Here is a 23,769-nt window from a genome sequence, read left to right on the forward strand (position 1 = left end):
GTGGCTCCCTCGGCGGACAGGCTCCCCCGATTGGTTATTGTCTACAGTTTACCCATACTGTCCACGCACCTGCCCTCTGACATCTGGTCAGGAGGTGGCCGAATTACTTAAAGTCGCGGCCATGCCCTCCACTCCCCGCCTCGCCTTCCTCGACCGCTCCCGCACCCTCGCACCGCCGGGCTGGAGCCGCTGGCTGGTTCCGCCCGCCGCGCTGTCCGTCCACCTCGCCATCGGCCAGGCGTACGCCTGGAGCGTGTTCAAGCCTCCGCTGGAGTCCTCGCTCGACCTGTCGGGAACGGCGAGCGCGCTCCCCTTCCAGCTGGGCATCGTGATGCTGGGCCTCTCCGCGGCCTTCGGCGGCACGCTGGTCGAGCGCAACGGCCCGCGCTGGGCGATGTTCGTATCGCTGGTCTGCTTCTCCTCCGGCTTCCTCGTCGCCGCGCTGGGCGCCGCCACCCGCCAGTACTGGCTGGTGGTGCTCGGCTACGGCTTCATCGGCGGCATCGGCCTCGGCATCGGATACATCTCGCCGGTCTCCACACTGATGAAGTGGTTCCCCGACCGACCAGGGATGGCCACCGGCATCGCCATCATGGGCTTCGGCGGCGGCGCGCTCATCGCCTCGCCCTGGTCGACCCGGTTGCTGGACGCGTTCGGCGAGGACAGTTCCGGTATCGCGGCCACCTTCCTGGTGCACGGACTCACCTACGGGGCCTTCATGGCGCTCGGCGTACTGCTGGTGCGGGTGCCGCCGGACGGCTGGCGGCCGGCCGGCTGGGAGCCGCCGAGCGCACCCGGCCGCCTGGTCAGCACCGCCCACGTCTCCGCCCGCAACGCCATCCGCACCCCGCAGTTCTGGTGCCTGTGGGTCGTGCTGTGCATGAACGTCACGGCCGGCATCGGCATCCTGGAGAAGGCCGCGCCGATGATCACGGACTACTTCGCGGACACCTCGGCCTCCGTCACCACCTCCGCCGCCGCGGGCTTCGTGGCGCTGCTGTCGGCCGCGAACATGACGGGGCGGCTGCTGTGGTCGTCGACCTCCGACCTGCTCGGCCGCAAGAACATGTACCGGATCTACCTGGGCGTGGGCGCGCTGATGTATCTGGCGCTCGCGCAGCTCGGGGACTCCTCCAAGCCGCTGTTCGTGGTCTGCGCGCTGGTGATCCTGTCCTTCTACGGCGGCGGGTTCGCGACCGTACCGGCGTATCTGAAGGACCTGTTCGGCACCTACCAGGTGGGCGCGATCCACGGGCGGCTGCTGACGGCCTGGTCGCTGGCCGGGGTCCTCGGCCCGTTCATCGTCAACAAGGTCGCCGACCACCAGAAGGAGGCCGGACACACCGGCCCCGGTCTCTACTCGCTCTCCATGTCGATCATGATCGGCCTGCTCGTCATCGGCTTCGTGGCCAACGAGCTGATCCGGCCGGTCAATCCGCGCTTCCACGAGCCCGCCGCAGAGCCGACTGAGCAAGCCGCCGAGAAGCCCGCCGAGAAGGGAACGGACCGATGAGGAACCGCACGGCGCTGACCGTGGCCGTCTGGGCCTGGGTGGTCCTCCCGTTCGGCTACGGGGTCTACGAGCTCGTACGCAAGGCCACCCAGCTCTTCACCGGCTGAGCCGGGCGGATCCAGGCGAATCCATGGACAGAGGCCCCAGCCGCCCGATCAGAGCGGGCCGGGGCCTCTTCGTCACGCCGCCGGGCCCGAGTCAGGTCCGCGTCGCGCGCAGCGCCGCGTACTGCAGGGCCGCGAAGCCGCCGACCGTGACGGCCTGCAGCGGGATCCACACCGCGCCCGCCGTCGTCGGCGCCAGCCAGGTGGCGAGCGCGATCAGGCTGACCACGGCCCAGGCCACGTTCGACTCGATGACGGCGCGGACCTGCAGCACCGGCGGGCTCTTGCGCGTGGCGAGGATTCCGACGCCCGCGCCGAAGAGCGTGAGGAAGGCGCCGAGTCCCAGCAGCAGCCCCTGGCTCATGCCGAGAAATCTGCCGAGCGGCCCGGAGGCGGCGAGGTAGGCGAGCCCGTTGCCGGTGGTGACGACGGCGTCGAGGGCGAGGAAGCGGCGCAGCATGGTCTGCGGCTCGGAGGTGCGGGCCAGGGCGGCGAGCTGAACAGCGGACATGACGGATCGGCCTCCGTGGGCGTCGGGGTCCCGTGGGAATGGTCTGCCAGGGTCCCGGGCCGGAGTGCGCCGGTCCGTGGCCTGGTGGAAGCCACTCTGCCCGGCGGGTTTCGGACGGTCGATTACGTCAGGGGTAATGCGCGTACGCCGCGGATGCGCTGCAAGGACGCCGTGGAACCCTTCCCTAACAACCCCAGCAGGCATACTGTATTCAATATCCTGTCGACATGCTCGCGTTGCCGACGATGTATGAGCCGTCATGCCGTCATAAGGAGCCCGTCGTGGCCCGTAACCGCAACCGACAGCCCAGGCGCTACCCCCGCCTCACCCACCCCCTCGTACGGGACCCGGCGAGCGGCGAACTGCGCCGCGCCACCTGGGAGGAGGCGCTGGACCGGGCCGCCGCCGGGTTCGCCGCCGCCACCGGGGCGTACGGGCCCGACGCGTTCGGGATGTTCTCCTGCGCCCGCGCCACCAACGAAATGAACTACGTGGCCCAGAAGTTCGCGCGCGTGGTCATGGGCACCAACAACGTGGACTCGTGCAACCGCACCTGCCACGCGCCCAGCGTCGCGGGCCTGTCGGCGGTCTTCGGCTCCGGGGGCGGCACCTCCTCGTACGCCGAGGTCGAGGACACCGATCTGATCGTGATGTGGGGCTCCAACGCCCGCTTCGCGCACCCCATCTTCTTCCAGCACGTGCTCAAGGGCATCCACAACGGAGCCCGGATGTACGCCGTCGATCCGCGCCGCACCTCCACCGCCGAATGGGCGGAGAGCTGGCTCGGGCTCAACGTCGGCACCGACATTCCGCTCGCCCACGCCGTCGGCCGCGAGATCATCCACTCCGGGCTCGCCAACCGCGCCTTCATCGACCGGGCGACCAGCGGCTTCACGGAGTACGCGGCCGAGGTCGAGCCCTGGACCCCGTCCGTCGCCGAGAAGGTCACCGGGGTGCCGGCGGCCGCGATCCGCGACCTCGCACACGCCTATGCCACCGCCGAACGCGCCCAGCTGTGCTGGACACTGGGCATCACCGAACACCACAACGGCACGGACAACGTCCGGGCGCTGATCAATCTGTCCCTGCTGACCGGCCACGTCGGCCGCCACGGCTCCGGGCTGCAGCCGCTGCGCGGGCAGAACAACGTGCAGGGCGGTGGCGACATGGGCGCCATCCCCAACCGGCTGCCCGGCTTCCAGGACATCCTGGACCCGGCAAGCCGGGGGAAGTTCGAGGCGGCGTGGGACGTGGTCATCCAGCCGCGCTACGGGCTCAACCTCACCGAGATGTTCGAGGCGATGGAAGAGGGCCGGCTGCGCGCGGTCTACTGCGTCGGCGAGAACCCGGCCCAGTCCGAGGCCGACAGCGAGCAGGCCATCCGGCGGCTGCGCGCCCTGGACCATCTGGTGGTCCAGGACATCTTCCTGACCAAGACCGCCGAACTGGCCGATGTCGTGCTGCCCGCCACCGCCGCCTGGTGCGAGACGGACGGCACGACCACCAACAGCGAACGGCGGGTGCAGCGGGTGCGCAAGGCCGTGGAACCGCCGGGCGAGGCCCGTGAGGACATCGACATCATCTGCGAGCTGGCCCGACGGCTCGGCCGCGACTGGAAGTTCACGGGTGCCGAGGAGGTGTGGAACGAGCTGCGCTCCGTCTCCCCCGACCACTTCGGGATGACGTACGAACGGCTCGAGGAACACCACGGCATCCAGTGGCCCTGCCCCAGCACCGAGCGGCTGGAGCCCAGCTATCTGCACGGGCGGCTGTGGGCGGCGGACCCGGCGCGGCGCGGACCGCGCGCCCCCTTCGGGCCGGTCAAACACGACCCGCCGGTCGATCTGACCGATGAGCGCTACCCCATCCGGCTCACCACGGGGCGGCGCCTCGACTCGTACAACACCGGGGTGCAGAGCGGCAGTTTCGCCTCCCCGCTGCGGCGCGGCGAGTACATCGAGCTGTGCCCGGAGGACGCGGACCGCTACGGGGTGGCGGCCGGGGAAGAGGTGCGCGTGGCGTCGCGGCGCGGCGCGGTGATGGCGCCGGTGTGGATCGACCCGGGGCTGCGGCCGGGGCTCGCCTTCATGACCATGCACTTCCCCGACGAAGTCGACACCAACGCGCTGACCATCGAGGCGAACTGCCCGATCGCCGGGACGGCCGAGTTCAAGGCGTCGGCCATCCGGATCGAAAAGCTTCCCGTGCCCGCCGATGTGAGGAGCTGAACGTGGATCTGCGCTTCGGCGACAGCAAGCCGACGGACGAGGAGCGGGCCGCCGTCGACGCGCTGCTCGGCCCGCCCGAGTCCGCCTGGGAGGGCGCCGACGACCGTACGGACACCGATCTGCGCTGGGCGCGCGGCGGGCGGGCGGCGCGCGAGCGGCGGGACCTGCTGCTGCCGGGGCTGCACGCGATCAACGACCGCGTGGGCTGGATCAGCGAGGGCGCGCTGGACTATCTGTGCCGCCGGCTGACCGTGCCGCCCGCCGAGGGCTATGGCGTGGCGACCTTCTACGCGATGTTCTCGGTCCGCCCCCGCCCGGCCACCGTCGTCCACGTCTGTACGGACCTGGCCTGCGCGGCCCGCGGGTCGGCGGAGGTGCGCGCGGGTCTCGGGCGCGAGCTGGGGGCGGCGGGGTCGGCCCGGGAGGGCGGTGTGGTCTGGCAGCCGAGCCCGTGCCTGGGCCTGTGCGAGCGCGCCCCGGCGGCGCTGGCCATCCGCGCGGGCGTACCCACGGCCGCCGCCGGGGCCACAGCAGCACCAACGACCGCCTCCGGGCCCGCCGCCGCGGGGGTCGCCTCGGCAACCGCCGTCATCGCCCCCGCCACCCCCGCCACCGTCGTCGAGGCCGCCCGCGCGGTGGCGGACGCACCGGCCGAGCCGCCCGCCGTGGCCGCCGTGCCACAGGCCGCGGCCGGAACCGGGAGCGGGGCCCAGGGGCTGCGGCTGCTGCGCAGGGTGGGGGTCGTGGACCCGGCGAGCCTGGACGACTACCGCGCCCACGGCGGCTACGCCGCCCTGCGCCGGGCCTTCGCGCTCGGCCCCGCCGGGGTGATCCGCGAGGTGAGCGACGCGGGTCTGGTGGGACGGGGCGGGGCCGCGTTCCCGACCGGGCGTAAGTGGGATGCCACCGCCCGGCAGCCCGACCACCCGCACTACCTGGTGTGCAACGCGGACGAAAGCGAGCCGGGGACGTTCAAGGACCGGGTGCTGATGGAGGGCGACCCGTACGCGCTCATCGAGGCCATGACCATCGCCGGATACGCGATCGGCGCCCACCACGGCTATCTCTACCTCCGCGGCGAGTACCCGCGCGCCCTCGCCCGCCTCGAGCACGCCATCGGCCAGGCGCGCGCCCGCGGTCTGCTCGGCCCGGATGTGCTGGGCCAGGGCTTCGCGTTCGACATCGAGATCCGGCGCGGCGCGGGGGCGTACATCTGCGGCGAGGAGACCGCGATCTTCAACTCGATCGAGGGGCGGCGCGGCGAGCCGCGCAGCAAACCGCCGTTCCCCGTCGAGAAGGGCCTGTTCTCCAAGCCGACCGCGGTCAACAACGTCGAGACGCTGGTCAACGTCCTGCCGATCCTGACCGAGGGCGCCGCGGCTTATGCGCGCGTCGGCACCGAAACCTCCACCGGCACCAAACTTTTCTGTGTCTCCGGCGCCGTGGACCGCCCCGGGGTCTACGAGCTGCCGTTCGGCGCCACGCTCCGCGAGCTGCTGGACCTCGCCGGGCCGCCGCCCGCCCTGCGCACGGTGCTGCTCGGCGGCGCGGCCGGCGGCTTCGTACGCCCCGATGAGCTGGACGTACCGCTCACCTTCGAGGGCACCCGGGCCGCGGGCACCACGCTGGGCTCGGGGGTGGTGCTGGTCCTGGACGAGAGCGTGGAGCTGCCGCACATCCTGCTGCGCATCGCGGAGTTCTTCCGCGACGAGTCCTGCGGGCAGTGCGTGCCCTGCCGGGTGGGCACGGTGCGGCAGGAGGAGGCGCTGCACCGGATCAAGGACCGTACGGGGGCGGCCGCGGCCGGCGATATCGCGCTGCTGCGCGAGGTCGGGCAGGCGATGCGGGACGCCTCGATCTGCGGTCTGGGCCAGACCGCCTGGAACGCCGTCGAATCCGCCATCGACCGGCTCGGCGTCTTCGAACCCCCTCGACCGTCCGCCGGGAAGGGAGCCTCCGTATGACCGCCGTCCCGCTTCAGCCGCCGCGCCGCCTGGTCGACTTCACGCTCGACGGGGAGCCGGTGCGCGCCCCCGAGGGGTCCACGCTCCTGGACGCGTGCCGCGCCTCGGGCAAGGACATCCCGACGCTGTGCCAGGGCGACACGCTCACCCCCAAGAACGCCTGCCGGGTGTGTGTGGTGGAGGTCGAGGGCGCGCGGACCCTCGCCCCGGCCTGCTCGCGCCGTGTGGAGCCGGGCATGGAGGTGCGTACGGACACCGACCGGGCCCGGCACGGCCGCAAGGTGGTCCTGGAGCTGCTGGCCTCCTCGACCGATCTGTCGACGACGCCGCGCGCCGCCGAGTGGATCGAGGAGTACGGGGCCGAGCCGGGCCGCTTCGGACCCGACGCCGCCCGGATGGACGAGCAGCCGAAGGTCGACAACGACCTCTATGTCCGCGACTACGACAAGTGCATCCTCTGCTACAAGTGCGTGGACGCGTGTGGTGAGCAGTGGCAGAACACCTTCGCCATCGCGGTCGCGGGCCGCGGTTTCGACGCCCGTATCTCCGCCGAGCACGACGCCCCGCTGACCGACTCCGCCTGTGTCTACTGCGGCAACTGCATCGAGGTGTGCCCGACCGGCGCGCTCAGCTTCAGGTCGGAATTCGACATGCGGGCGGCCGGGACCTGGGACGAGTCGGCGCAGACCGAGACCACGACCGTATGCGCCTACTGCGGCGTCGGCTGCAACCTCACACTCCACGTGCAGGACAATGAGATCGTGAAGGTCACCTCGCCACACGACAATCCGGTGACCCACGGCAATCTCTGTATCAAGGGTCGCTTCGGCTACCAGCACGTACAGAACCGGGACTGACGGGACTGACGGGACTGATCGAATATGGGACGGGTCACCGAGCGCCGCCGCGTCATCCGCATCCGGGACGGCGCCGTGAGCACGCGCCCGGACACCCTCGTCGCCGAGGAGCCCCTGGAGATCCGGCTGGGCGGCAAACCGCTGGCGATCACCATGCGGACGCCGGGCGACGACTTCGCGCTCGCCGCCGGTTTCCTGGTGAGCGAGGGGGTCCTGGGGCGGGCGGACGAGCTGGCGAACATCGTCTACTGCGCGGGGGCCACCGAGGACGGCTCGAACACGTACAACGTGGTGGACGTGAAGCTGGCGCCCGGCGTCCCCGTCCCCGACATCACCCTGGAGCGCAACGTCTACACGACCTCGTCGTGCGGGCTGTGCGGCAAGGCCAGCCTGGACGCGGTGCGCACCACGGCGCGCTGGCCGGTGGGCGACGACGAGAACGCCCCGGTGCGGATCGAGCCGGAGACGCTGGCCTCCCTCCCCGACCGGCTCCGCGCCGCGCAGCGCGTCTTCGACCGGACCGGGGGGCTGCACGCGGCGGCGCTGTTCACGCCGGAGGGCGAGCTGCTGGACGTACGTGAGGACGTGGGCCGGCACAACGCGGTGGACAAGCTGGTCGGACGGGCGCTGCAGCAGGGGCTGCTGCCGCTGTCCGGGGCCGTGCTGCTGGTCTCCGGCCGGGCCTCGTTCGAGCTCGCGCAGAAGGCGGTCATGGCGGGGATCCCGGTCCTCGCGGCCGTCTCGGCGCCCTCGTCGCTGGCCGTGGACCTGGCCGCCGAGACCGGGCTGACGCTGGTCGGCTTTCTGCGCGGCGCCTCCATGAACGTGTACGCGGGCGAGCACCGGCTTGCCCTGCGGACAGCGGCCGGCAGGACCTGACACCGGTCTGCCCGCTGCACGGGATGACGGACCGGCCGGTGAGGAGCGCCCCCTGCGCCGGCCGGCCCTTCTCCCAACCTCTGGCCCTCTGACTCCTGGCCCTCTGACTCCTGGCCCTCTGGCCGGGACAGCCTTTTATTGACTGATCGTTCTAATTGAGTCTAGAGTCTGCGCCATGGCCAGGACCAAGGAATTCGACCCCGACGCGGCACTCCAGTCGGCGCTTGAGCTGTTCTGGCGGCGCGGCTACGAGGCCACCTCGATGGCCGACCTCGTCGAACACCTCGGCATCGGCCGCGCCAGCATCTACGCGACCTTCGGCAACAAGCACGAGCTGTACCTGAAGGCCCTGGACCGGTACGCCGAGACGCGCGACCCGCGCCTGGTGGGCGACCTGTCCCAGCCGGGCCCCGCACTGCCCGCGGTGCGGGAGCTGGTGCGCCGCTTCGCCGCCGAGGCCGCCTCCCCCGACGAGCGCCGCCACGGCTGCTTCATCACCAACAGCGCGGCGGAACTGGCCCCGCACGACCCCGTGGTGGCCCGGCGGGTCGAGATCAGCTGGGAACACGTCGAGACCCCGCTGTACGCCGCGCTGCTCCGCGCCCAGACCCAGGGCGAACTGCCCGAGGACCGCGATCCGCGGGCACTGGCCCGCATGCTGTTCGTACTGATGCAGGGGCTGCGGGTGGTCGGCAAGGCCTCACAGGACCCGGCCAGGGTCCGGGACGCGGCCGAGCAGGCGCTGGCCATGCTGGACTGAGCCACACCTCATACACACACCGGAGCCGATCGGGCGGCTCCTTCGCACGCCCTTATAACGAACCGTTCGGTCAAGAATTTGGTCAGGAAATCGGGGGAGCCATGACCGCCGTAGACGGCGACGAGCCGAGTACCACGAACGCCGCGAGCACCACGGCCGCCGCCGTTCGGCAAGCCCGGCAGGTCCAGCAGTCGAGGCAGCGCGGCGCCTTCGTCCTGCTCGGCAGCGTCCAGGCCACGCTGATCTTCACGCTCGCCGCGATCTCCGTACCGCTCCCCCGCATCGGGCGCGAATTCGGCCTCCAGCGCTCGGACTTGATCCTGTTGAGCGCCGCCTATGGGCTCACCTTCGCCGGGCTGCTGCTCTTCGGCGGGCGGCTGGCCGACCGCTACGGCGGGCGCCGCACGCTCACCGCCGGGCTCGCGCTCCTCGCCGCCGCCTCGGCCGCCGCCCCGCTCGCCCCTGGCTTCGAGGCCCTGCTCGCGGCGCGCTTCGCGCAGGGCGCGGGGGCGGCGCTGAGCGCTCCCGCCGCCATGGCCGTGCTGCGCGCCGTCTTCCCCTCCCCCGCCGCGCACGGCAGGGCGATGGCGACCTGGGGCGGTCTTTCGGTGCTCGGCGCGACGGCGGGCAATCTGCTCTCCGGCGTCATCTCGACCCTGCTGTCCTGGCGCTGGAACTTCGCCGTACCGCTCCTGGTGGCCGGCGCGGCCCTCGCCTTCGCGCCGCGGCTGCTGCCGGACACCACGCCGAGCGGGGACACCACGCCGAGCGGAGGCAGGTCGCCGAGCGGGGGCAGGGCGCTCGACCTCCCGGGCGCCTTCCTCGCCACCTGCGGCATCACCCTGGCCAGTTACGGGCTCGTGGTCACCGACGCCCACCCCTGGGCATCGCCCGGCGTGCTGGTGCCGCTGCTCTCGGGGGCCGTGCTGCTCGCCGCGTTCTGGGGCGTCGAGCGCCGCGCCCGCGACCCGCTGCTGCCGCCCCGCTTTCTGCTCGACCGGCGGCGGGTGCTCGCGCTCTCGGCGATCGCGCTGACCGCCTGCGGGACCGCGCTGACCTTTGTGATCCTCTCGCTCCACCTCCAGCAGGACCGCGGCTGGTCGGCGCTGCGCACCTCGGCCGCCTTCGTGCCGTTCGCCGTCGCGCTGCTCGTCTCGGGGCGGGCGGCGGGGCCGCTCATCGGGCGCTACGGGGCCCGGGCCGTGACCGCCGCCGGGCTCGGCGTGGGCGGCGCGGGGCTCGTGCTGCTCGCGCTCGGCGGGCTCGACGCGGGCACGCCGTACGCGTACGGGCTGCTGCCGGGCCTTGTGCTGCTGCCGCTCGGTACGGCGGCCTCCTTCGCGGGCGCCGCGGTGCTGGCCACCGACGGTGTGCCGCCGGGGCAGGCCGGGCTCGCGGGCGGCGTGATGAACACGGCGATGGAGTTCGGCCCGACCGTCCTGTTCGCCGTGCTGCTCACGCTCGGCGGCGACGCCTCGTCCCTGGCCGCGACGGGGGCCGCGCTGGCGGCGCTCGCCGCCCTCACCGCGCTGAGCCGGCGCAGCGGACCACGGCCGTCCTGAGCCACCGGCCGACCGCTTCCCGAACCACCTACGGCCTCCTGAACCACCCATCACCTATCACTCATCTCTCTCAAGGAGACGCCCATGAACCGCTTCCCCGGCAAGACCGCGCTCGTCACCGGCGCGGGCTCCGGCCTCGGCCGCGCGATCGCGCTCGCCTTCGCCGCCGAAGGCGCGTCCGTGGTCGCCGCGGGGCGCACCGCGGCCACGCTGGACGAGACCGTCGGGCTGATCGAGGCCGCCGGCGGGAAGGCCGCCGCGGCCGTGGCCGATGTGACCGACTCCGGGCAGCTCCACGCGCTCGTCCAGGAGACCGTCACCCGGTTCGGCGGGCTGGACATCGCGGTGAACAACGCCGGGATCCTGCGCGGTGTGGGGCCCATGGGCGAGGTGAGCGAGGAGGACTGGGACGCGGTGCAGCGGACCAATGTCACCGGCGTCTGGCTGGCCATGAAGCACGAGATCGCGCACATGAAGGACCACGGCGGCGGCGCCATCGTCAACATCTCCTCCAACCTGGGCGCACACCTCCGGATCCCCAACCTCGCCGCGTACCTCACCTCGAAGGCGGCGGTGTCCGCGCTCACCCGCGCCGCCGCCCTCGACCACATCCACCAGGGCATCCGCATCAACGCGGTCAGCCCGGGGGCCGCCGCCACCTCGATGTCGCTGCGGCCCGGCGAGACGGAGGCCGAGCGGGCCGAGCGGATGAAGCGGGACACCCCGCTGGGCCGGCTCGCGGAGACCGAGGAGGTCGCGGCCGCGGTGCTCTACCTCGCCTCGCCCGCGGCCGGCGCGGTGGTCGGCACGGACCTGGTCATCGACAGCGGGTCCTCGGCCTGACGGCCCGTCGGGGTAGGGCTGGCCATACCCGAGGAGTAGGGCTGGCGTGACCTCGGGACTAGGGCTGGTGTGATGGTCCCGGCACCACCGCCTCCGGGAGGGTGGTGAGCATGAAGGAAACCGCCATGACACTCTCCGTCCCGACGTCCGCCCGCAAGCTCCGAGGGGGGCAACTCCGCTCGAAGAAGCTCCGGTTGAGGGGCATGGCCGCGGCCGCGGCGCTCGCCGTGGTCGCGGCCGGCGGCGTCGCGGCGGTGCCGGCCGCGGCGTCCCCCTATGCACCGCCCGCCACCTCGCCCGGCCAGGACGCGTTGCGTGACGAAGTGGTCAGGACCCTCCGGGAGGCCGGGTACATCGGCATGTCCGTGGAGGTGCGCGACGGCCGGCGTCGGATCCTGGCCCGCGCCGGCGAGGCCGAGCTGCACACCGGCCGCCCGGTTCCGTACGGTGCGAACTTCCGGGCCGCCAGCGTCACCAAGACCTTCGCGGCCACGGTCGTGCTGCAACTGGCCGCAGAGGGACGGCTGTCGCTGGACGACACCGTCGACAGCTGGCTGCCGGGCCTGGTGTCGGGCCATGGCAACGACGGCAGCCGCATCACCATCCGGAATCTGCTCCAGCACACCAGCGGCATCTACAACTACGGCCTGGAGGAAGACCTGGGGGACACGGCAGAGGACTTCGAGCGGACGAAGCTCTACCACTTCGATCCGGAGCAGAGCATCGCCGGGGCGATGCGGCACAGCCCCGACTTCCCGCCCGCCGACCCGGACGACCCGGAACCGAAGTGGAACTACTCGAACCCCAACTACATGCTCGCCGGCCTGATCATCAAGAAGGCCACCGGGCGGCCCTGGGCCGATGAGGTGCGCGACCGCATCGTCCGGCCGCTGGGGCTGGAGGACACCTACGAGCCCGGCGACGACCCGTATCTGAAGCAGCCGTACGCCCATAACTACCACCGCTTCCCCGGCTCCGACCGGTGGACCGACACCACGGTTCGGAATATCTCGTGGGCCGATGCCGCCGGGTCGCTGGTGACCAGCCAGCGGGACCTGGACCGGTTCTTCACGGCCCTGTTCGGCGGTCGCCTCCTGCCCGCCGCGCAGCTCGCCGAGATGCGTCGTACGGTCCCCGTGGGCCCCGACTTCGAGATGGCGTTCCCCGGACTGCGGTACGGGCTCGGGCTGATGCGGCAGCCGCTGACCTGCGGCGGGTACCGCTGGGGCCACGGCGGCGACCTCGAAGGCGGCACGGTGAGGACGGCGTTCAGCGCGGACGGACGGCGCTCGGTGGTGATCAGCGCCAGCGGGACCACCTCGGACGACGAGCGGTTGCTCAGGGCCGAGAAGGCCGTACAGGCGCTTCTGGACCGGGTGATGTGCGGTGAGGTGGTGCGCCGGTGAGCGCGGTGAGGCGGCGTGTGGCCGCGTCCCTGGCCGCCCTGGCAGCCGTCGCCGCTCTGGTGGCGTCGGCCCCCGCGCCGGGGAAGGGCAGCTCCCCGGGGAGGGGCGGCTCCGCGGAAAGGGGCAGCGCGGAGGTGTTACGGCGCGACACGGCGGCGGTCCACCAGGCCGGGGCGATCGGGGTGGCGGCCGTACTGGACACCCCGTCCGGCACCGCCACGGCCCGGGCGGGAGAGGCCGAGCTGCGCACCGGCGCCCCCATGCGCACCGACGCCCACTACCGCGCGGGCAGCACGGTGAAGACCTTTGTCGCCACCGTCGCGCTCCAACTGGTCGGCGAGGGGCGGCTGGCGCTGGACGACACGGTCGACAAGTGGCTGCCCGGCGTCGTCAGCGGCCACGGCAACGACGGCCGCCGCATCACGGTCCGGCAGCTGCTCCAGCACACCAGTGGGCTGCGCGGCTATACGAGCATCCCCGAAGTGTTCCCCGCGGGCTACTCCGCCCGGGGCTACTACGAGAACCGCTTCCGCCACTACACCGCCGGGGAGCTGGTGGCCGCCGCGGTGGGCCATCCCCCGAATTCCGAGCCCGGGGCGGCATACCGCTACTCCAACACCAACTATGTCGTCATAGGAATGATCATCGAGAGGGTCACCGGACACCCCTGGCGCTCGGAGGTCCGCGACCGGGTCATCCGCCCGCTGGGGCTGACCGGGACGTCCCTGCCGGGCGACCACCCGTATCTGCCCGCGCCGTACGCACACGGGTACCACACCTACGCGGAGGACGGGCGCCGCGTCGACACCACGGTCTTCAACTCCACGGCGGCCGACGCGTCCGGCGATCTGGTCACCACCCCGATGGACGTCAACCGCTTCTTCGGCGCGCTCCTCACCGGGCGGCTGCTGCGCCCCGCCGAGCTCACCGAGATGCGGCGGACCGTCCCGATACCCGACGAGCCGGGGCGCCGCGCCGGTCTCGGCCTGGAGACGACCCCGCTGAGCTGCGGCGGCTTCTACTGGCACCACGGCGGCAACGCCCTCGGCTACTCCAGCGAGAACGGCGTCACCACCGACGGCCGCCGAGCGGTGACGGTGTCGACCAACAGCTTCGACGAGTCCCGAACGGGGCGGCAGGAACAGGCCGACCGGGCGGTGAAGGGGCTGATAGATCACGCTCTGTGCGGGCGCGCCGGGTAAACTCTGACATCCATGAGAAGCCTGCTGGGCGACGTCCGGCGGCGGTGCGACGAGGGGACATGGCATGCGCATCGGTGAACTGGCCCGGCGCACCGGGGTGAACGAGCGGCTGCTGCGCTACTACGAGCAGCAGGGCCTGCTCCAGCCGGAGCGCCTGCCCAGCGGCTACCGCGTCTACGGCGAGGCCGATGTGACCGTGGTCCACCGCATCCGCTCGCTGCTCGCCGCCGGGCTGTCGACCGCGACGATCTCGCAGATCCTGCCGTGTCTGCGGGACGACGGCGAGGGCCTGGTGCCCACCTGCACCGAGCTGATCGCACAGCTGCAGGACGAGCGGGCGCGGATGACGTCGGCCATCGAGGAGCTGGAGACCTCGCGTTCGCTGCTTGACACGGTGATCACGGCCGGTCTGGCAACTGCGGGCTGAGCGGCCCAACCCGCTTGGCCCGCACACGATCTGACGCAGGGTCCTTGTCCGGCGCGGGGGCGAGACGGGACACTGCTCCGGCAGCACTCGATCACACGTGGGATGTCTTGATGTCGTGATGTCCAGATGCCGCTGAAAGGGCAGGTCGGTGACGATGGCGTCAGATCTTCGCGCTACACATGAGCGGTCCAGACCATGGCGGCGCCGCGCGTCGGCTCTCCTCGCCGCCGCGGCGCTGGCCCTGATCCCGATTCCGGTACGGGCCGCGGAAGCGGAGTCGTCCGCTTCCGCGGCCCGTACCGACTTCGAGCAGCAAGTCCTCTTCAAGTCTTCCCAGGACAGCGGATACTCGTGCTTCCGGATCCCGGCCATTGTGAAGTCGAAGGACGGCACCCTGCTGGCCTTCGCCGAGGGACGGACGGACAACTGCGGCGACGCCGGCGATATCGACCTGGTACTCAAGCGCTCCACGGACGGCGGCCGCACCTGGGGACCGCTCCAGGTGATCAACGAGGGCGCGGGCGACACCCACGGCAACCCGGCGCCCATCGTGGACCAGCGCACCGGCCGCATCGTGCTCGCCAGTACGTACAACACCGGGCGTGACGACGCGCAGAGCTGTGATGTGCCCTGTGACCGGACCCCGCACCTCCAGTACAGCGACGACGACGGCGCGACCTGGTCCACCCCGCGCGATCTGAGCGATTCGCTGCTGCCCGCCTCGTGGAACTCCTGGTACGCCACCGGGCCCGTGCACGGCATCCAGCTGCAGCACGGCCGGCACCGGGGACGGCTGCTCTTCACCGTCAACACCGAGACCCACGACGGCACCCGGATCACCGCCAACCACGCGGCGCTGGCCTACAGCGACGACGGCGGCGACACCTGGCGCATCGGCGCGGTGGACAGCTGGCCCATCGGCTCGGACGGCACCTTCCGCCAGAAGCCCTCCGAGATGACGCTGGTGGAGCGCGAGGACGGCTCGGTCTACGTCAACGGGCGCGAACAGGACGGCACGGACCTCGGCCACCGCGACTTCGCCGTCAGCAAGGACGGCGGGGAGAGCTTCACCGGGCCGTTCCGCACCATCCCCGACCTGTACACACCGCAGGTGCAGGGCTCGATCCTCCGGCTGCGCAGCGAGGACCGGGACGACTACAGCCGTCTGCTGTTCGCCGCACCCGCCGACCCCGACCGGCGCCGCACCATGATGATCCGCTCCTCCTGGAACGAGGGCCGCAGCTGGGACAGCGTCGACCGCGGCAAGGTCGTGACCACCGACTGGTCCGGCTACTCGGACATGGTCGCCATCTCGCATGACGAGGTGGGGCTGATGTACGAGGGCGGCGCGGTCGACGCCCGCGACGAGATCCGCTTCGCCCGCTTCACCGAGGACTGGCTCGGCCCGCGCCGCGGCCCCGATCCGACCACCTCCGACCGGGCGCCCGACGCCCGCCCGGCCACCGTGCTCGGCGGCCCGGCCCTGGCAGAGGGGCGGTTCGAACGGGGGCTGTCGTTCGACGGTACGGACGACGCCGTGCACATCCCCTTCCGGCCCTCGCTGCCGCTGGGCACCCGCGACTTCACGGTGAGCCTGTGGTTCCGCTACACCGCAACCTCGGGCCAGCAGCCGTTCCTGTGGATGGGTGGCATCGGGAACAAGCAGCCGCAGGTGTGGCTGCGCGGTGAGCCGTCCAGCGGCCGGGTACGGGCGCTGATCACCACGGTCAGCGGCCCCGCCACCTTCACCAGCGCCTCGGTGAGCACCGACTCCGCATACAACGACGGGCAGTGGCACCACGCGGCGCTGACCCGCGCCGGGGGCCGACTGACCCTGACCGTGGACGGGGGCACGGCGTTCTCCACCGCCGATGTGCCCGGGCCGGTCACCCGCACCTCGCCGTTCGGCATCCATGTCGGCGAGGCCGTCGACAGCCGCTCGCATCTGACGGGCGATCTGGACGAGCTACGGGTGTGGGCGCGTGCGCTGTCGGACACCGAGTTGCGGCAGGTCCGCGAGTTCAACGCCACGCCGGCCGACGGGCACGGCAAGGATCGCGCCGAGCTCGTACGGCTTCCCTTGGACCGCGTCCGCCCCGCCGACGACTAGTCCCTGAGGCTCAGGCGCCGACCGGCGCCTGAGCCGCCTCCCGCGCCTGAGTCTCTTGCGGTTGACTCTCTTGCGGCTGGGCCTCCTGCGGCTTCGCCGTCGCGGAGGCCGGCTCCGGGGCCATCGGCTCCGGAGCCGACCTGGCGAAGCGCCGGGCCAGCACCGCGCAGACCATCAGCTGCATCTGGTGGAAGAGCATCAGCGGCAGCACCGCCAGGCTCGCCTGCGCCCCGAACAGCACGCTCGCCATGGGCAGCCCGGACGCCAGGCTCTTCTTCGACCCGGCGAAGACAATCGCGATCCGGTCCTCGCGGTTGAAGCCCAGCCGCCGGGAGCCGTGCCAGGTGAGCGTGAGCATCACCGCGAGCAGCACCGCCTCCACGGCCAGCAGCGCGCCCAGCCGTCCCAGCGTGACCTGGTGCCAGATGCCGCGGACCATGCCCTCGCTGAACGCGGCGTAGACGACCAGGAGGATCGAGCCGCGATCGGCGTAGCCGAGGACCTTGCGGTGGCGGGCGACGAAGCCGCCGACCCAGGGGCGCAGCAGCTGCCCGGCGAGGAACGGCGCCAGCAGCTGCAGGGCGATCTTCAGCATCGAGTCCGCCGAGAATCCGCCGCCCCCGTTGCCCAGCAGCAGCGCGGCCAGCAGCGGGGTGATGACGATGCCGATCAGACTGGAGAAGGAGCCCGCGCAGATGGCGGCCGGGACATTGCCCCGGGCGATCGAGGTGAAGGCGATCGAGGACTGGATGGTGGAGGGCACCAGGCAGAGAAAGAGCAGCCCGGTGTAGAGCGGATGCGTCAGCACATACGGCACCAGGCCGCGGGCTGCCGTGCCCAGCACCGGGAAGATGACGAAGGTGCAGGCCAGCACGGTCAGATGGAGCCGCCAGTGGCGCATTCCGTCCAGCGCCTCGCGGGTGGAAAGACGCGCGCCGTACAGGAAGAAGAGAAAGGCGACCGCGACGGTGGTCGCCCCGTCGGCGACGGTCGCGGCGCGGCCGTCGGCGGGAAGCAGCGCGGCGAGGACGACGGTGCCGATCAGGGCGAGGATGAACCAGTCGAGAGGGAGCCAGGACGGGAGGGTGATCTTACGGCGGTGCATGCGCTCTCTTTCTCAGCTCTCTCGGCTCGCTCGGCTCGCTCCGCGTCCCGGGCGGCACGAACGGATGCCCTCTCCACCATGCTCTTGATCACCGCTATCGGGAATCCCACTGACCGCTCTGACTGTCATCGCGAACCGCGATGACCCCCGCCTACACTTGCGGTGTGTACGACCCGTCCCAGCTGCGCACGTTCCTCATGGTCGCCCAGACGCTGAGCTTCACCCAGGCCGGCCACCGCCTCGGTCTGCGCCAGTCCACCGTCAGCCAGCATGTGCGCAAGCTCGAGGACGAGGTCGGCCGGCCGCTGTTCACCCGCGACACCCACGGGGTGGAGCTGACCGAGGACGGCGAGGCGATGCTGGGCTTCGCCCGGACGATCCTGGAGGCGAACGAGCGGGCGGCGAGCTGGTTCCAGGGCACCCGGCTGCGCGGGCGGCTGCGCTTCGGCGCGTCGGAGGACTTCGTACTGTCCCGGCTCCCCGAGATTCTGGAGGGGTTCCGCCGCGACCACCCCGAGGTGGACCTGGAGCTGACCGTGGAGCTGTCGGGCACGCTGCACGAGCGGCTGGCGGCGGGGAAGCTGGATCTGGTGCTGGCCAAGCGGTCCGAGGAGCGGCCGGGGGGCCGGCTGGTGTGGCGGGACAAGCTGGTGTGGATCGGCTCCGAGCGGCTGCGTCTTGACCCCGACCGCCCCCTGCCGCTGATCGTCTTCCCGCCGCCGGGCCTCACCCGGGCCCGCGCGCTGGAGGTGCTGGAGCGGCACGGCAGGCCCTGGCGGATCGTGTGCACGAGCGGCAGTCTCAACGGGCTGGTCGCCGCGGCGCGCGCGGGCCTGGGCGTCATGGCGCATACCCGCGGCCTGATCCCGCCCGGCCTGACGGGCATCCCGGACCGGGCCGGGCTGCCCGAGCTCGGCCCGGTGGAGTTCGTACTGCTGCACGGGAGGCGGCAGCGGGACTCCGCGGCCCGGGCCGCGGCCGACCGGCTGGCCGCCGCGATCCTGGCCGGGCCCGTGCCCTGACCAGCGCACCAACCCGTGCGTGATGCATTGACCCGCGCCCCGAGCTGTGCCCTGATGGGAGAGATTCGGTGGAGAAAGACGTCACACATGAGCCGCACAACGGGCTGATAGCCCCAGATCAGATACGGTCACGGCGCTGTGCGGAGCGCTTCAAGGAGCTAGTCATTGCGCGAGTTCACCGTCCCCCCACTGACGAGCCCTCCGCAGACCGGAGGCCTGGCGGATCCCGTGTTCGACCATGCGGACGCGGATCCGGACCGGGTGGCGCTCGGCCGCAAAACGGCGGACGGCGAGTGGCTCGATGTGTCCTCGGGCGAGTTCCGTGACCAGGTGATGGGCCTCGCCAAGGGGCTGCTGGCCCAGGGCGTGCGCTTCGGCGACCGCGTCGCCATCATGTCCCGTACCCGCTACGAGTGGACGCTGTTCGACTTCGCGCTGTGGTCCATCGGGGCGCAGAGCGTGCCGATGTATCCCACCTCCTCCGCCGAGCAGGTCTTCTGGATGCTGCATGACGCGGACGTCTCCGCCTGTGTCGTGGAGCACGAGGACCACGCCATGACGATCGGCTCGGTGGTCGGGCGGCTGCCGATGCTGACCAGGCTGTGGCAGCTGGACGCGGGCGCGGTGGACGAGCTGACCGCGGCCGGGGCGTCGATGGACGACGACGTGGTGCACCGCCACCGCAAGGCGCTGCAGCCCGAGAACCCCGCGACCATCGTCTACACCTCGGGCACCACCGGCCGCCCCAAGGGCTGTGTCATCACCCACGCCAATCTGATGGCCGAATGCGACACCGTGGTCGCCCTGTACGAGGAGGTCTTCCACTCCAAGCGCGGCGACGAGGCCGCGACGCTGCTGTTTCTGCCGCTCGCGCATGTCTTCGGGCGGATGGTGGAGGTCGCCGCGATCCGCGGCCGGGTGAAACTGGCGCACCAGCCGAACCTGACCGCGGCCGCGCTGCTGCCCGATCTGCAGTCGTTCCGGCCGACGTTCTTCCTGGCCGTGCCGTACATCTTCGAGAAGGTCTTCGCCGCGGCCCGCAGAAAGGCCGAGGCGGAGGGGCGGCTGGGCCCGTTCGACAAGGCCGTGGACGTCGCGGTGCGGTACGCGGAGGCGCAGGAGGCCAGGGCCTTTGGCATCGGGCCCGGGCCCGGCGCCTCGCTGCGCATGCAGCACCAGTTCTTCGACAAGGTCGTCTACAGCAAGGTGCGGGCGGCGATGGGCGGCCGGGTCCGGCACGCCTTCTCGGGCGGCTCGGCCATGGAGCGCCGCCTCGGGCTCTTCTTCGCGGGCGCGGGCGTCACGATCTTCGAGGGGTACGGGCTCACCGAGACCACCGCGGCGGCCGTCGCCAACCCGCCCGACCGGACCCGCTTCGGCACGGTGGGCGTTCCGCTGCCGGGCACCGCCGTGTACATCGAGGACGACGGCGAGGTCCTGCTGTCGGGCGATCAGGTCTTCGAGGGCTATCTCAGCGACCCCAAGGCGACCGACGCGGTGCTGCGGGACGGCTGGCTGGCCACCGGTGACCTGGGCACCCTGGACGACGACGGCTATCTGACGATCACCGGGCGGAAGAAGGAGATCCTGGTGACCTCCAGCGGCAAGAGCGTGTCGCCGGTGGTCCTGGAGGAGCGGATCAGGGCGCATCCGCTGGTCGCCCAGTGCATCGTGGTCGGCAACGACCGGCCGTATGTGGCGGCGCTGATCACGCTGGACGCCGAGGCCGTCGCACACTGGCTGACGATGCGCGGTCGGCCGGAGCTGCCCGCGCAGGAGCTGGTCCGCGAGCCGGAGCTGGAGCTGGAGATCCGGCGGGCGGTGGTCGCGGCCAACACACTGGTCTCCCAAGCCGAGTCGATTCGTACGTTCCGAATACTTGCAGCTCAGTTCTCGGAGGAGCATGGTCTCCTGACGCCTTCGCTGAAATTGAAGCGGAAGGCGATCGAGCAGGCGTATGCCGTCGAAATCGAGGCGCTCTACCAATCCTGAGCCGCAAAGGGGGCACGGAAATGATCGACATCATTCTCCCCGAACTTCCCGAGCGCGAGCTGGCACTGGTATCCGAGGAAATCTCCGGGCCTTCGGGCCATGTCCCACGGCGGCCCGCCACGGCCGCCGCCCTGGCCGGGCAGGTCACGCTGGGCGGGCCGCTGTCCGTGCCGGTGACGAAGGAACTCGTGGGCCGGGTTCCGGAGCTCAAGGCATTTGTGGAATCGGAGGCCAACAAGGCCGATGAGGCACACAGCGCGGCCTACCACTTGGTGCATCTTTCGGTCAGCTGCGCACAAGAAGCAGCCAGTCCTCAACTACATACGGTCAATCTTGCTCTGACCCTCTCGGCCGAACCGGCCGGAAATCGCCGCGCCGCCTTCCAGCCGGTGGCCTGGTCCATGCTCCCGCTGCAGCTCAGCGGCGCGGTCCGGACCACCGGTCCGGCCCACCTCGGCCCGCGGCTGGGGTTCGTCGGGCAGGATCGAGCCGCGCGGGGCGCACGGGTCTGTCTGGAGGCGCGGCGCGAGCTCAGGTCCGACCCGGGCTGGGAGATCCGCCGCACCCCCACGGCGAGCATCAGCGGTACCTACCGGCTGGCCATGGTGGTGCGCGCGCCGCGCGCCACGGTCAGCCATGCCGCCGTCGAGGTGGGCGCGACGGTGCGCGAAGGGCATATGCGGCGGCGATTCCGGGCGGAGCTCCCCGAGCCGCTGCTGCTCGCCACGGGGTGAGGACCGCGCGTTCTGGTCCGCGGTGGCCGAAGCGGTCGCCGCGGGCCGGATCACCGACGGCCCGGGGGTGTGGTGCGGGGGCGTGCCGGGAAGCAACGTACGGAGCGGTCGAACGGGAATACGACACTCCCCTTAACCGTTCCCTTGTACGTTCCCGCATTCGACGTAAGGATCGACCGCTCGTGAGCAAGGTCCCCTTCATATCCCTCAGCAACGGCGTCCAGATGCCCCAGCTCGGTTTCGGCGTCTGGCAGGTCCCGGACGACGAGGCGGCAATCGCGGTCCGTACGGCGCTCGACGCCGGCTACCGCAGCATCGACACCGCCGCGATCTACGGCAACGAGGAGGGCACGGGAAGGGCCATCGCCGCGTCGGGCATCCCGCGCGACGAGCTGTTCGTGACCACCAAGCTCTGGAACGCCGAGCAGGGCTATGACTCCGCCCTGCGCGCCTTCGACGCCTCGCTGTCCAAGCTCGGCCTCGAGTATGTGGACCTGTATCTGATCCACTGGCCGGTGCCGGGGGTCGACAAGTACGTGGACACGTGGAAGGCGTTCGAGAAGATCGCCGCCGAGGGCCGCGCCAAGGCCGTCGGCCTCTCGAACTTCCACCCCGCCCATATCCAGCGCCTGCTCTCGGAGACCGAGATCGCCCCGGTCATCGACCAGGTCGAGCTGCACCCGCAGTTCCAGCAGTCGGAGCTGCGCGCCTTCAACGCCCGGCACAACATCGTGACCGAGGCGTGGTCCCCGCTCGGCCAGGGCAAGGGCCTGCTGGAGGACGACCGGCTCAAGGCCATCGCCGGGAAGCACGGCAAGTCCCCGGCCCAGGTGGTGCTCCGCTGGCACCTGGACCTGGGCAATGTGGTGATCCCCAAGTCGGTCACGCCGTCCCGCATCGCGGAGAACATCGACGTGTTCGACTTCGAGCTGGACGCCCAGGACCTCGCGACGATCGACGCGATGGACTCCGGCAACCGTCTGGGCCCGGACCCGGACACCTTCAACCTGGTGTGATGCCGAGCCCTGCCCGGCCTGCCGAGTGCCCCCGCCCTCCCCACCGGGCGGGGGCACTCGCGTAACCGCCGGCTCGCGCAACCGCTGGATTGGCGGCGGCTGTTCGGGTGGCGTCCTCGTGCCCAGGCCGTCAACAACCGGGCGCCGGGCCGCCTCCGGCGACGGGCTTGGGAGCGGGCCCACGGGCGGTCGTGCCGGGTGTTGCCGCCGGGCGCAACCGGGGAGAGCCGGCAGGTGGGCGGCGTGTGTCGGGGCGGCTTACGTTGGCGCAAGCCCCCACGACACGAGGAGACACCCGATGCTCCGCAGACACAGACCTGCCCTCACCGCTGGTTGTGCCATCGCCATCGCCGCTCTCTCCCTGACCGCCGTACCCGCCCTCGTGACATCCGCCGCGGCGGAGCCCGGCCCCACCGCCGAGGCCCCCACGGGGGTCCCCGCCGAGATGCTGGACGCGATGCGGCGCGACCTCGGCCTCACGGCCGACGAGGCGAGGGCGCGGATCAGCAACGAGTACCGGGCCGGTACGGCCACCCCCGCCCTCCGCAAAAGCCTGGGGACCGCGTTCGGCGGAGCGTGGGTGACCGGCAAGACCGCCGAGCTCACCGTCGCCACGACCGACCAGGGTCGGCACGGCATGATCACCGCGGCCGGCGCCAAGCCCGTGACGGTCAGCCACAGCCTCGACGACCTCACCGCCGCGAAGGGCACCCTGGACCGCGCCGCCGAGCACAGCGCGCCGGCGGCCGCGGCCGCCGCCGTCTGGTACGTGGATGTGAAGAGCAACAGCGTGGTGGTGCAGTCGGCCGACCCCGACCAGGCCTCGGCCTTCGTCACTGCCAGCGGCGTGGACCGCGGCATGGTCCGGATCGTGGAGTCCGCCGAGCAGCCGAAACCGCTGGACGACGTACGCGGCGGCGAGGCGTACTACATCAACGGCACCGCGCGCTGCTCGATCGGGTTCTCGGTGGCGAAGGGCTCCCAGGGCGGCTTTGTCACCGCGGGCCACTGCGGCGAGGCGGGCGCCACCACCACCGGCGTCAACAAGGCCGCCCAGGGCACCTTCCAGGCGTCGCGCTTCCCCGGCAACGACTACGCCTGGGTGGCGGTCAACAGCACCTGGACGCCCAAGCCCGTGGTGCTCGGCCCCGGCGGCTCCGTCGTCACGGTCGCCGGCTCCCAGGAGGCGCCGGTGGGCTCCTCGGTCTGCCGCTCCGGCTCGACGACCGGCTGGCACTGCGGCACGGTCGAACAGCTCGACACCAGTGTGCGGTACTCCGAGGGCATGGTCAGCGGGCTGTCCCGGACGACCGTATGCGCCGAGCCGGGCGACTCCGGCGGCTCGTACATCTCCGGCAGCCAGGCCCAGGGCGTCACCTCGGGCGGCTCCGGCGACTGCACGGCCGGCGGCACCACGTACTTCCAGCCGGTGAACCCGATCCTCGAGGCGTACGGCCTCACCCTCACCACCGGCTGAGGGACCTGACGCGCCGTGGGCAGGCCCCGGGTCACCGGGACTGCCCACGACCGGCTC

At 71.7% G+C, this 23,769-nt stretch carries 19 protein-coding genes; 17 read left to right on the forward strand and 2 right to left on the reverse strand.

From position 1 onward, the window contains the following. Window positions 1-121: 121 nt before the first annotated feature. Window positions 122-1,513, forward strand: coding sequence for an OFA family MFS transporter (locus ACFV2X_RS20975; protein WP_385618411.1), 1,392 nt, complete (start codon window positions 122-124; stop codon window positions 1,511-1,513). A 198-nt stretch (window positions 1,514-1,711) separates the two neighbouring features. On the opposite strand, the gene ACFV2X_RS20980 is transcribed toward ACFV2X_RS20975, so the two are convergent. Beyond that, the gene (locus ACFV2X_RS20980) at window positions 1,712-2,128 is read right to left on the reverse strand and encodes a hypothetical protein (RefSeq protein ID WP_385618414.1); all 417 of its coding nucleotides are present in this window, start codon (window positions 2,126-2,128) and stop codon (window positions 1,712-1,714) included. A 245-nt stretch (window positions 2,129-2,373) separates the two neighbouring features. Between ACFV2X_RS20980 and ACFV2X_RS20985 the strand changes: the two genes are divergently transcribed. The 11 genes from ACFV2X_RS20985 to ACFV2X_RS21035 all read left to right on the forward strand — a co-directional run bounded on the left by ACFV2X_RS20985 (window position 2,374) and on the right by ACFV2X_RS21035 (window position 16,366). Continuing rightward, complete coding sequence (locus ACFV2X_RS20985) at window positions 2,374-4,356, forward strand: molybdopterin oxidoreductase family protein (RefSeq protein WP_385618544.1); 1,983 nt, start codon at window positions 2,374-2,376, stop codon at window positions 4,354-4,356. 2 nt (window positions 4,357-4,358) lie between these two features. Next, window positions 4,359-6,320: an NAD(P)H-dependent oxidoreductase subunit E gene (locus tag ACFV2X_RS20990; protein ID WP_385618417.1), complete on the forward strand. Its 1,962-nt coding sequence runs from the start codon at window positions 4,359-4,361 to the stop codon at window positions 6,318-6,320. Then, window positions 6,317-7,177 (forward strand): 2Fe-2S iron-sulfur cluster-binding protein, encoded by an 861-nt coding sequence (locus tag ACFV2X_RS20995; RefSeq protein ID WP_385618420.1) that lies wholly within the window; start codon window positions 6,317-6,319, stop codon window positions 7,175-7,177. Before ACFV2X_RS20990 ends, ACFV2X_RS20995 begins: the two co-directional genes overlap by 4 nt. A gap of 24 nt (window positions 7,178-7,201) precedes the next feature. Next, window positions 7,202-8,056 carry a formate dehydrogenase accessory sulfurtransferase FdhD gene (gene fdhD, locus ACFV2X_RS21000; protein ID WP_385618423.1) on the forward strand — a complete coding sequence of 285 codons (855 nt, stop codon included), beginning with the start codon at window positions 7,202-7,204 and terminating at the stop codon, window positions 8,054-8,056. 175 nt (window positions 8,057-8,231) lie between these two features. After that, complete coding sequence (locus ACFV2X_RS21005) at window positions 8,232-8,816, forward strand: TetR/AcrR family transcriptional regulator (RefSeq protein ID WP_385618425.1); 585 nt, start codon at window positions 8,232-8,234, stop codon at window positions 8,814-8,816. A gap of 101 nt (window positions 8,817-8,917) precedes the next feature. Next, the gene (locus ACFV2X_RS21010; protein WP_385618427.1) at window positions 8,918-10,378 is read left to right on the forward strand and encodes an MFS transporter; all 1,461 of its coding nucleotides are present in this window, start codon (window positions 8,918-8,920) and stop codon (window positions 10,376-10,378) included. An 84-nt stretch (window positions 10,379-10,462) separates the two neighbouring features. Beyond that, window positions 10,463-11,221: an SDR family NAD(P)-dependent oxidoreductase gene (locus tag ACFV2X_RS21015; RefSeq protein ID WP_385618429.1), complete on the forward strand. Its 759-nt coding sequence runs from the start codon at window positions 10,463-10,465 to the stop codon at window positions 11,219-11,221. 203 nt (window positions 11,222-11,424) lie between these two features. After that, window positions 11,425-12,627 carry a serine hydrolase domain-containing protein gene (locus ACFV2X_RS21020; protein WP_385618547.1) on the forward strand — a complete coding sequence of 401 codons (1,203 nt, stop codon included), beginning with the start codon at window positions 11,425-11,427 and terminating at the stop codon, window positions 12,625-12,627. Then, window positions 12,624-13,829 (forward strand): serine hydrolase domain-containing protein, encoded by a 1,206-nt coding sequence (locus ACFV2X_RS21025; RefSeq protein ID WP_385618432.1) that lies wholly within the window; start codon window positions 12,624-12,626, stop codon window positions 13,827-13,829. The genes ACFV2X_RS21020 and ACFV2X_RS21025 overlap by 4 nt, the downstream gene beginning before the upstream one ends. Window positions 13,830-13,893: 64 nt before the next feature. Beyond that, window positions 13,894-14,256, forward strand: coding sequence for a MerR family transcriptional regulator (locus ACFV2X_RS21030; protein ID WP_385618434.1), 363 nt, complete (start codon window positions 13,894-13,896; stop codon window positions 14,254-14,256). 154 nt (window positions 14,257-14,410) lie between these two features. Continuing rightward, window positions 14,411-16,366, forward strand: coding sequence for an exo-alpha-sialidase (locus tag ACFV2X_RS21035; RefSeq protein ID WP_385618437.1), 1,956 nt, complete (start codon window positions 14,411-14,413; stop codon window positions 16,364-16,366). Between the two features lie 10 nt (window positions 16,367-16,376). Here the strand turns inward: ACFV2X_RS21035 and ACFV2X_RS21040 are convergent, their stop codons facing one another. Then, window positions 16,377-17,471 carry a bile acid:sodium symporter family protein gene (locus tag ACFV2X_RS21040; RefSeq protein WP_385618440.1) on the reverse strand — a complete coding sequence of 365 codons (1,095 nt, stop codon included), beginning with the start codon at window positions 17,469-17,471 and terminating at the stop codon, window positions 16,377-16,379. Window positions 17,472-17,635: 164 nt separating this feature from the next. On the opposite strand from ACFV2X_RS21040, the gene ACFV2X_RS21045 reads away from it, so the two are divergent. From ACFV2X_RS21045 to ACFV2X_RS21065, 5 genes are all read left to right on the forward strand, one after another. Then, window positions 17,636-18,493, forward strand: coding sequence for a LysR family transcriptional regulator (locus ACFV2X_RS21045; protein WP_385618442.1), 858 nt, complete (start codon window positions 17,636-17,638; stop codon window positions 18,491-18,493). A gap of 165 nt (window positions 18,494-18,658) precedes the next feature. Next, window positions 18,659-20,485 (forward strand): AMP-dependent synthetase/ligase, encoded by a 1,827-nt coding sequence (locus tag ACFV2X_RS21050; RefSeq protein WP_385618445.1) that lies wholly within the window; start codon window positions 18,659-18,661, stop codon window positions 20,483-20,485. 20 nt (window positions 20,486-20,505) lie between these two features. Continuing rightward, window positions 20,506-21,219 carry a hypothetical protein gene (locus ACFV2X_RS21055; protein ID WP_385618447.1) on the forward strand — a complete coding sequence of 238 codons (714 nt, stop codon included), beginning with the start codon at window positions 20,506-20,508 and terminating at the stop codon, window positions 21,217-21,219. 182 nt (window positions 21,220-21,401) lie between these two features. Next, on the forward strand, window positions 21,402-22,235 hold the full coding sequence (locus tag ACFV2X_RS21060; RefSeq protein WP_385618449.1) for an aldo/keto reductase: 834 nt from the start codon (window positions 21,402-21,404) through the stop codon (window positions 22,233-22,235). A gap of 298 nt (window positions 22,236-22,533) precedes the next feature. Then, window positions 22,534-23,712 carry a S1 family peptidase gene (locus tag ACFV2X_RS21065; RefSeq protein WP_385618451.1) on the forward strand — a complete coding sequence of 393 codons (1,179 nt, stop codon included), beginning with the start codon at window positions 22,534-22,536 and terminating at the stop codon, window positions 23,710-23,712. Window positions 23,713-23,769: the final 57 nt, after the last annotated feature.

The sequence above is a fragment of the Streptomyces sp. NPDC059679 genome (assembly GCF_042734105.1).
Taxonomy (GTDB): domain Bacteria; phylum Actinomycetota; class Actinomycetes; order Streptomycetales; family Streptomycetaceae; genus Streptomyces.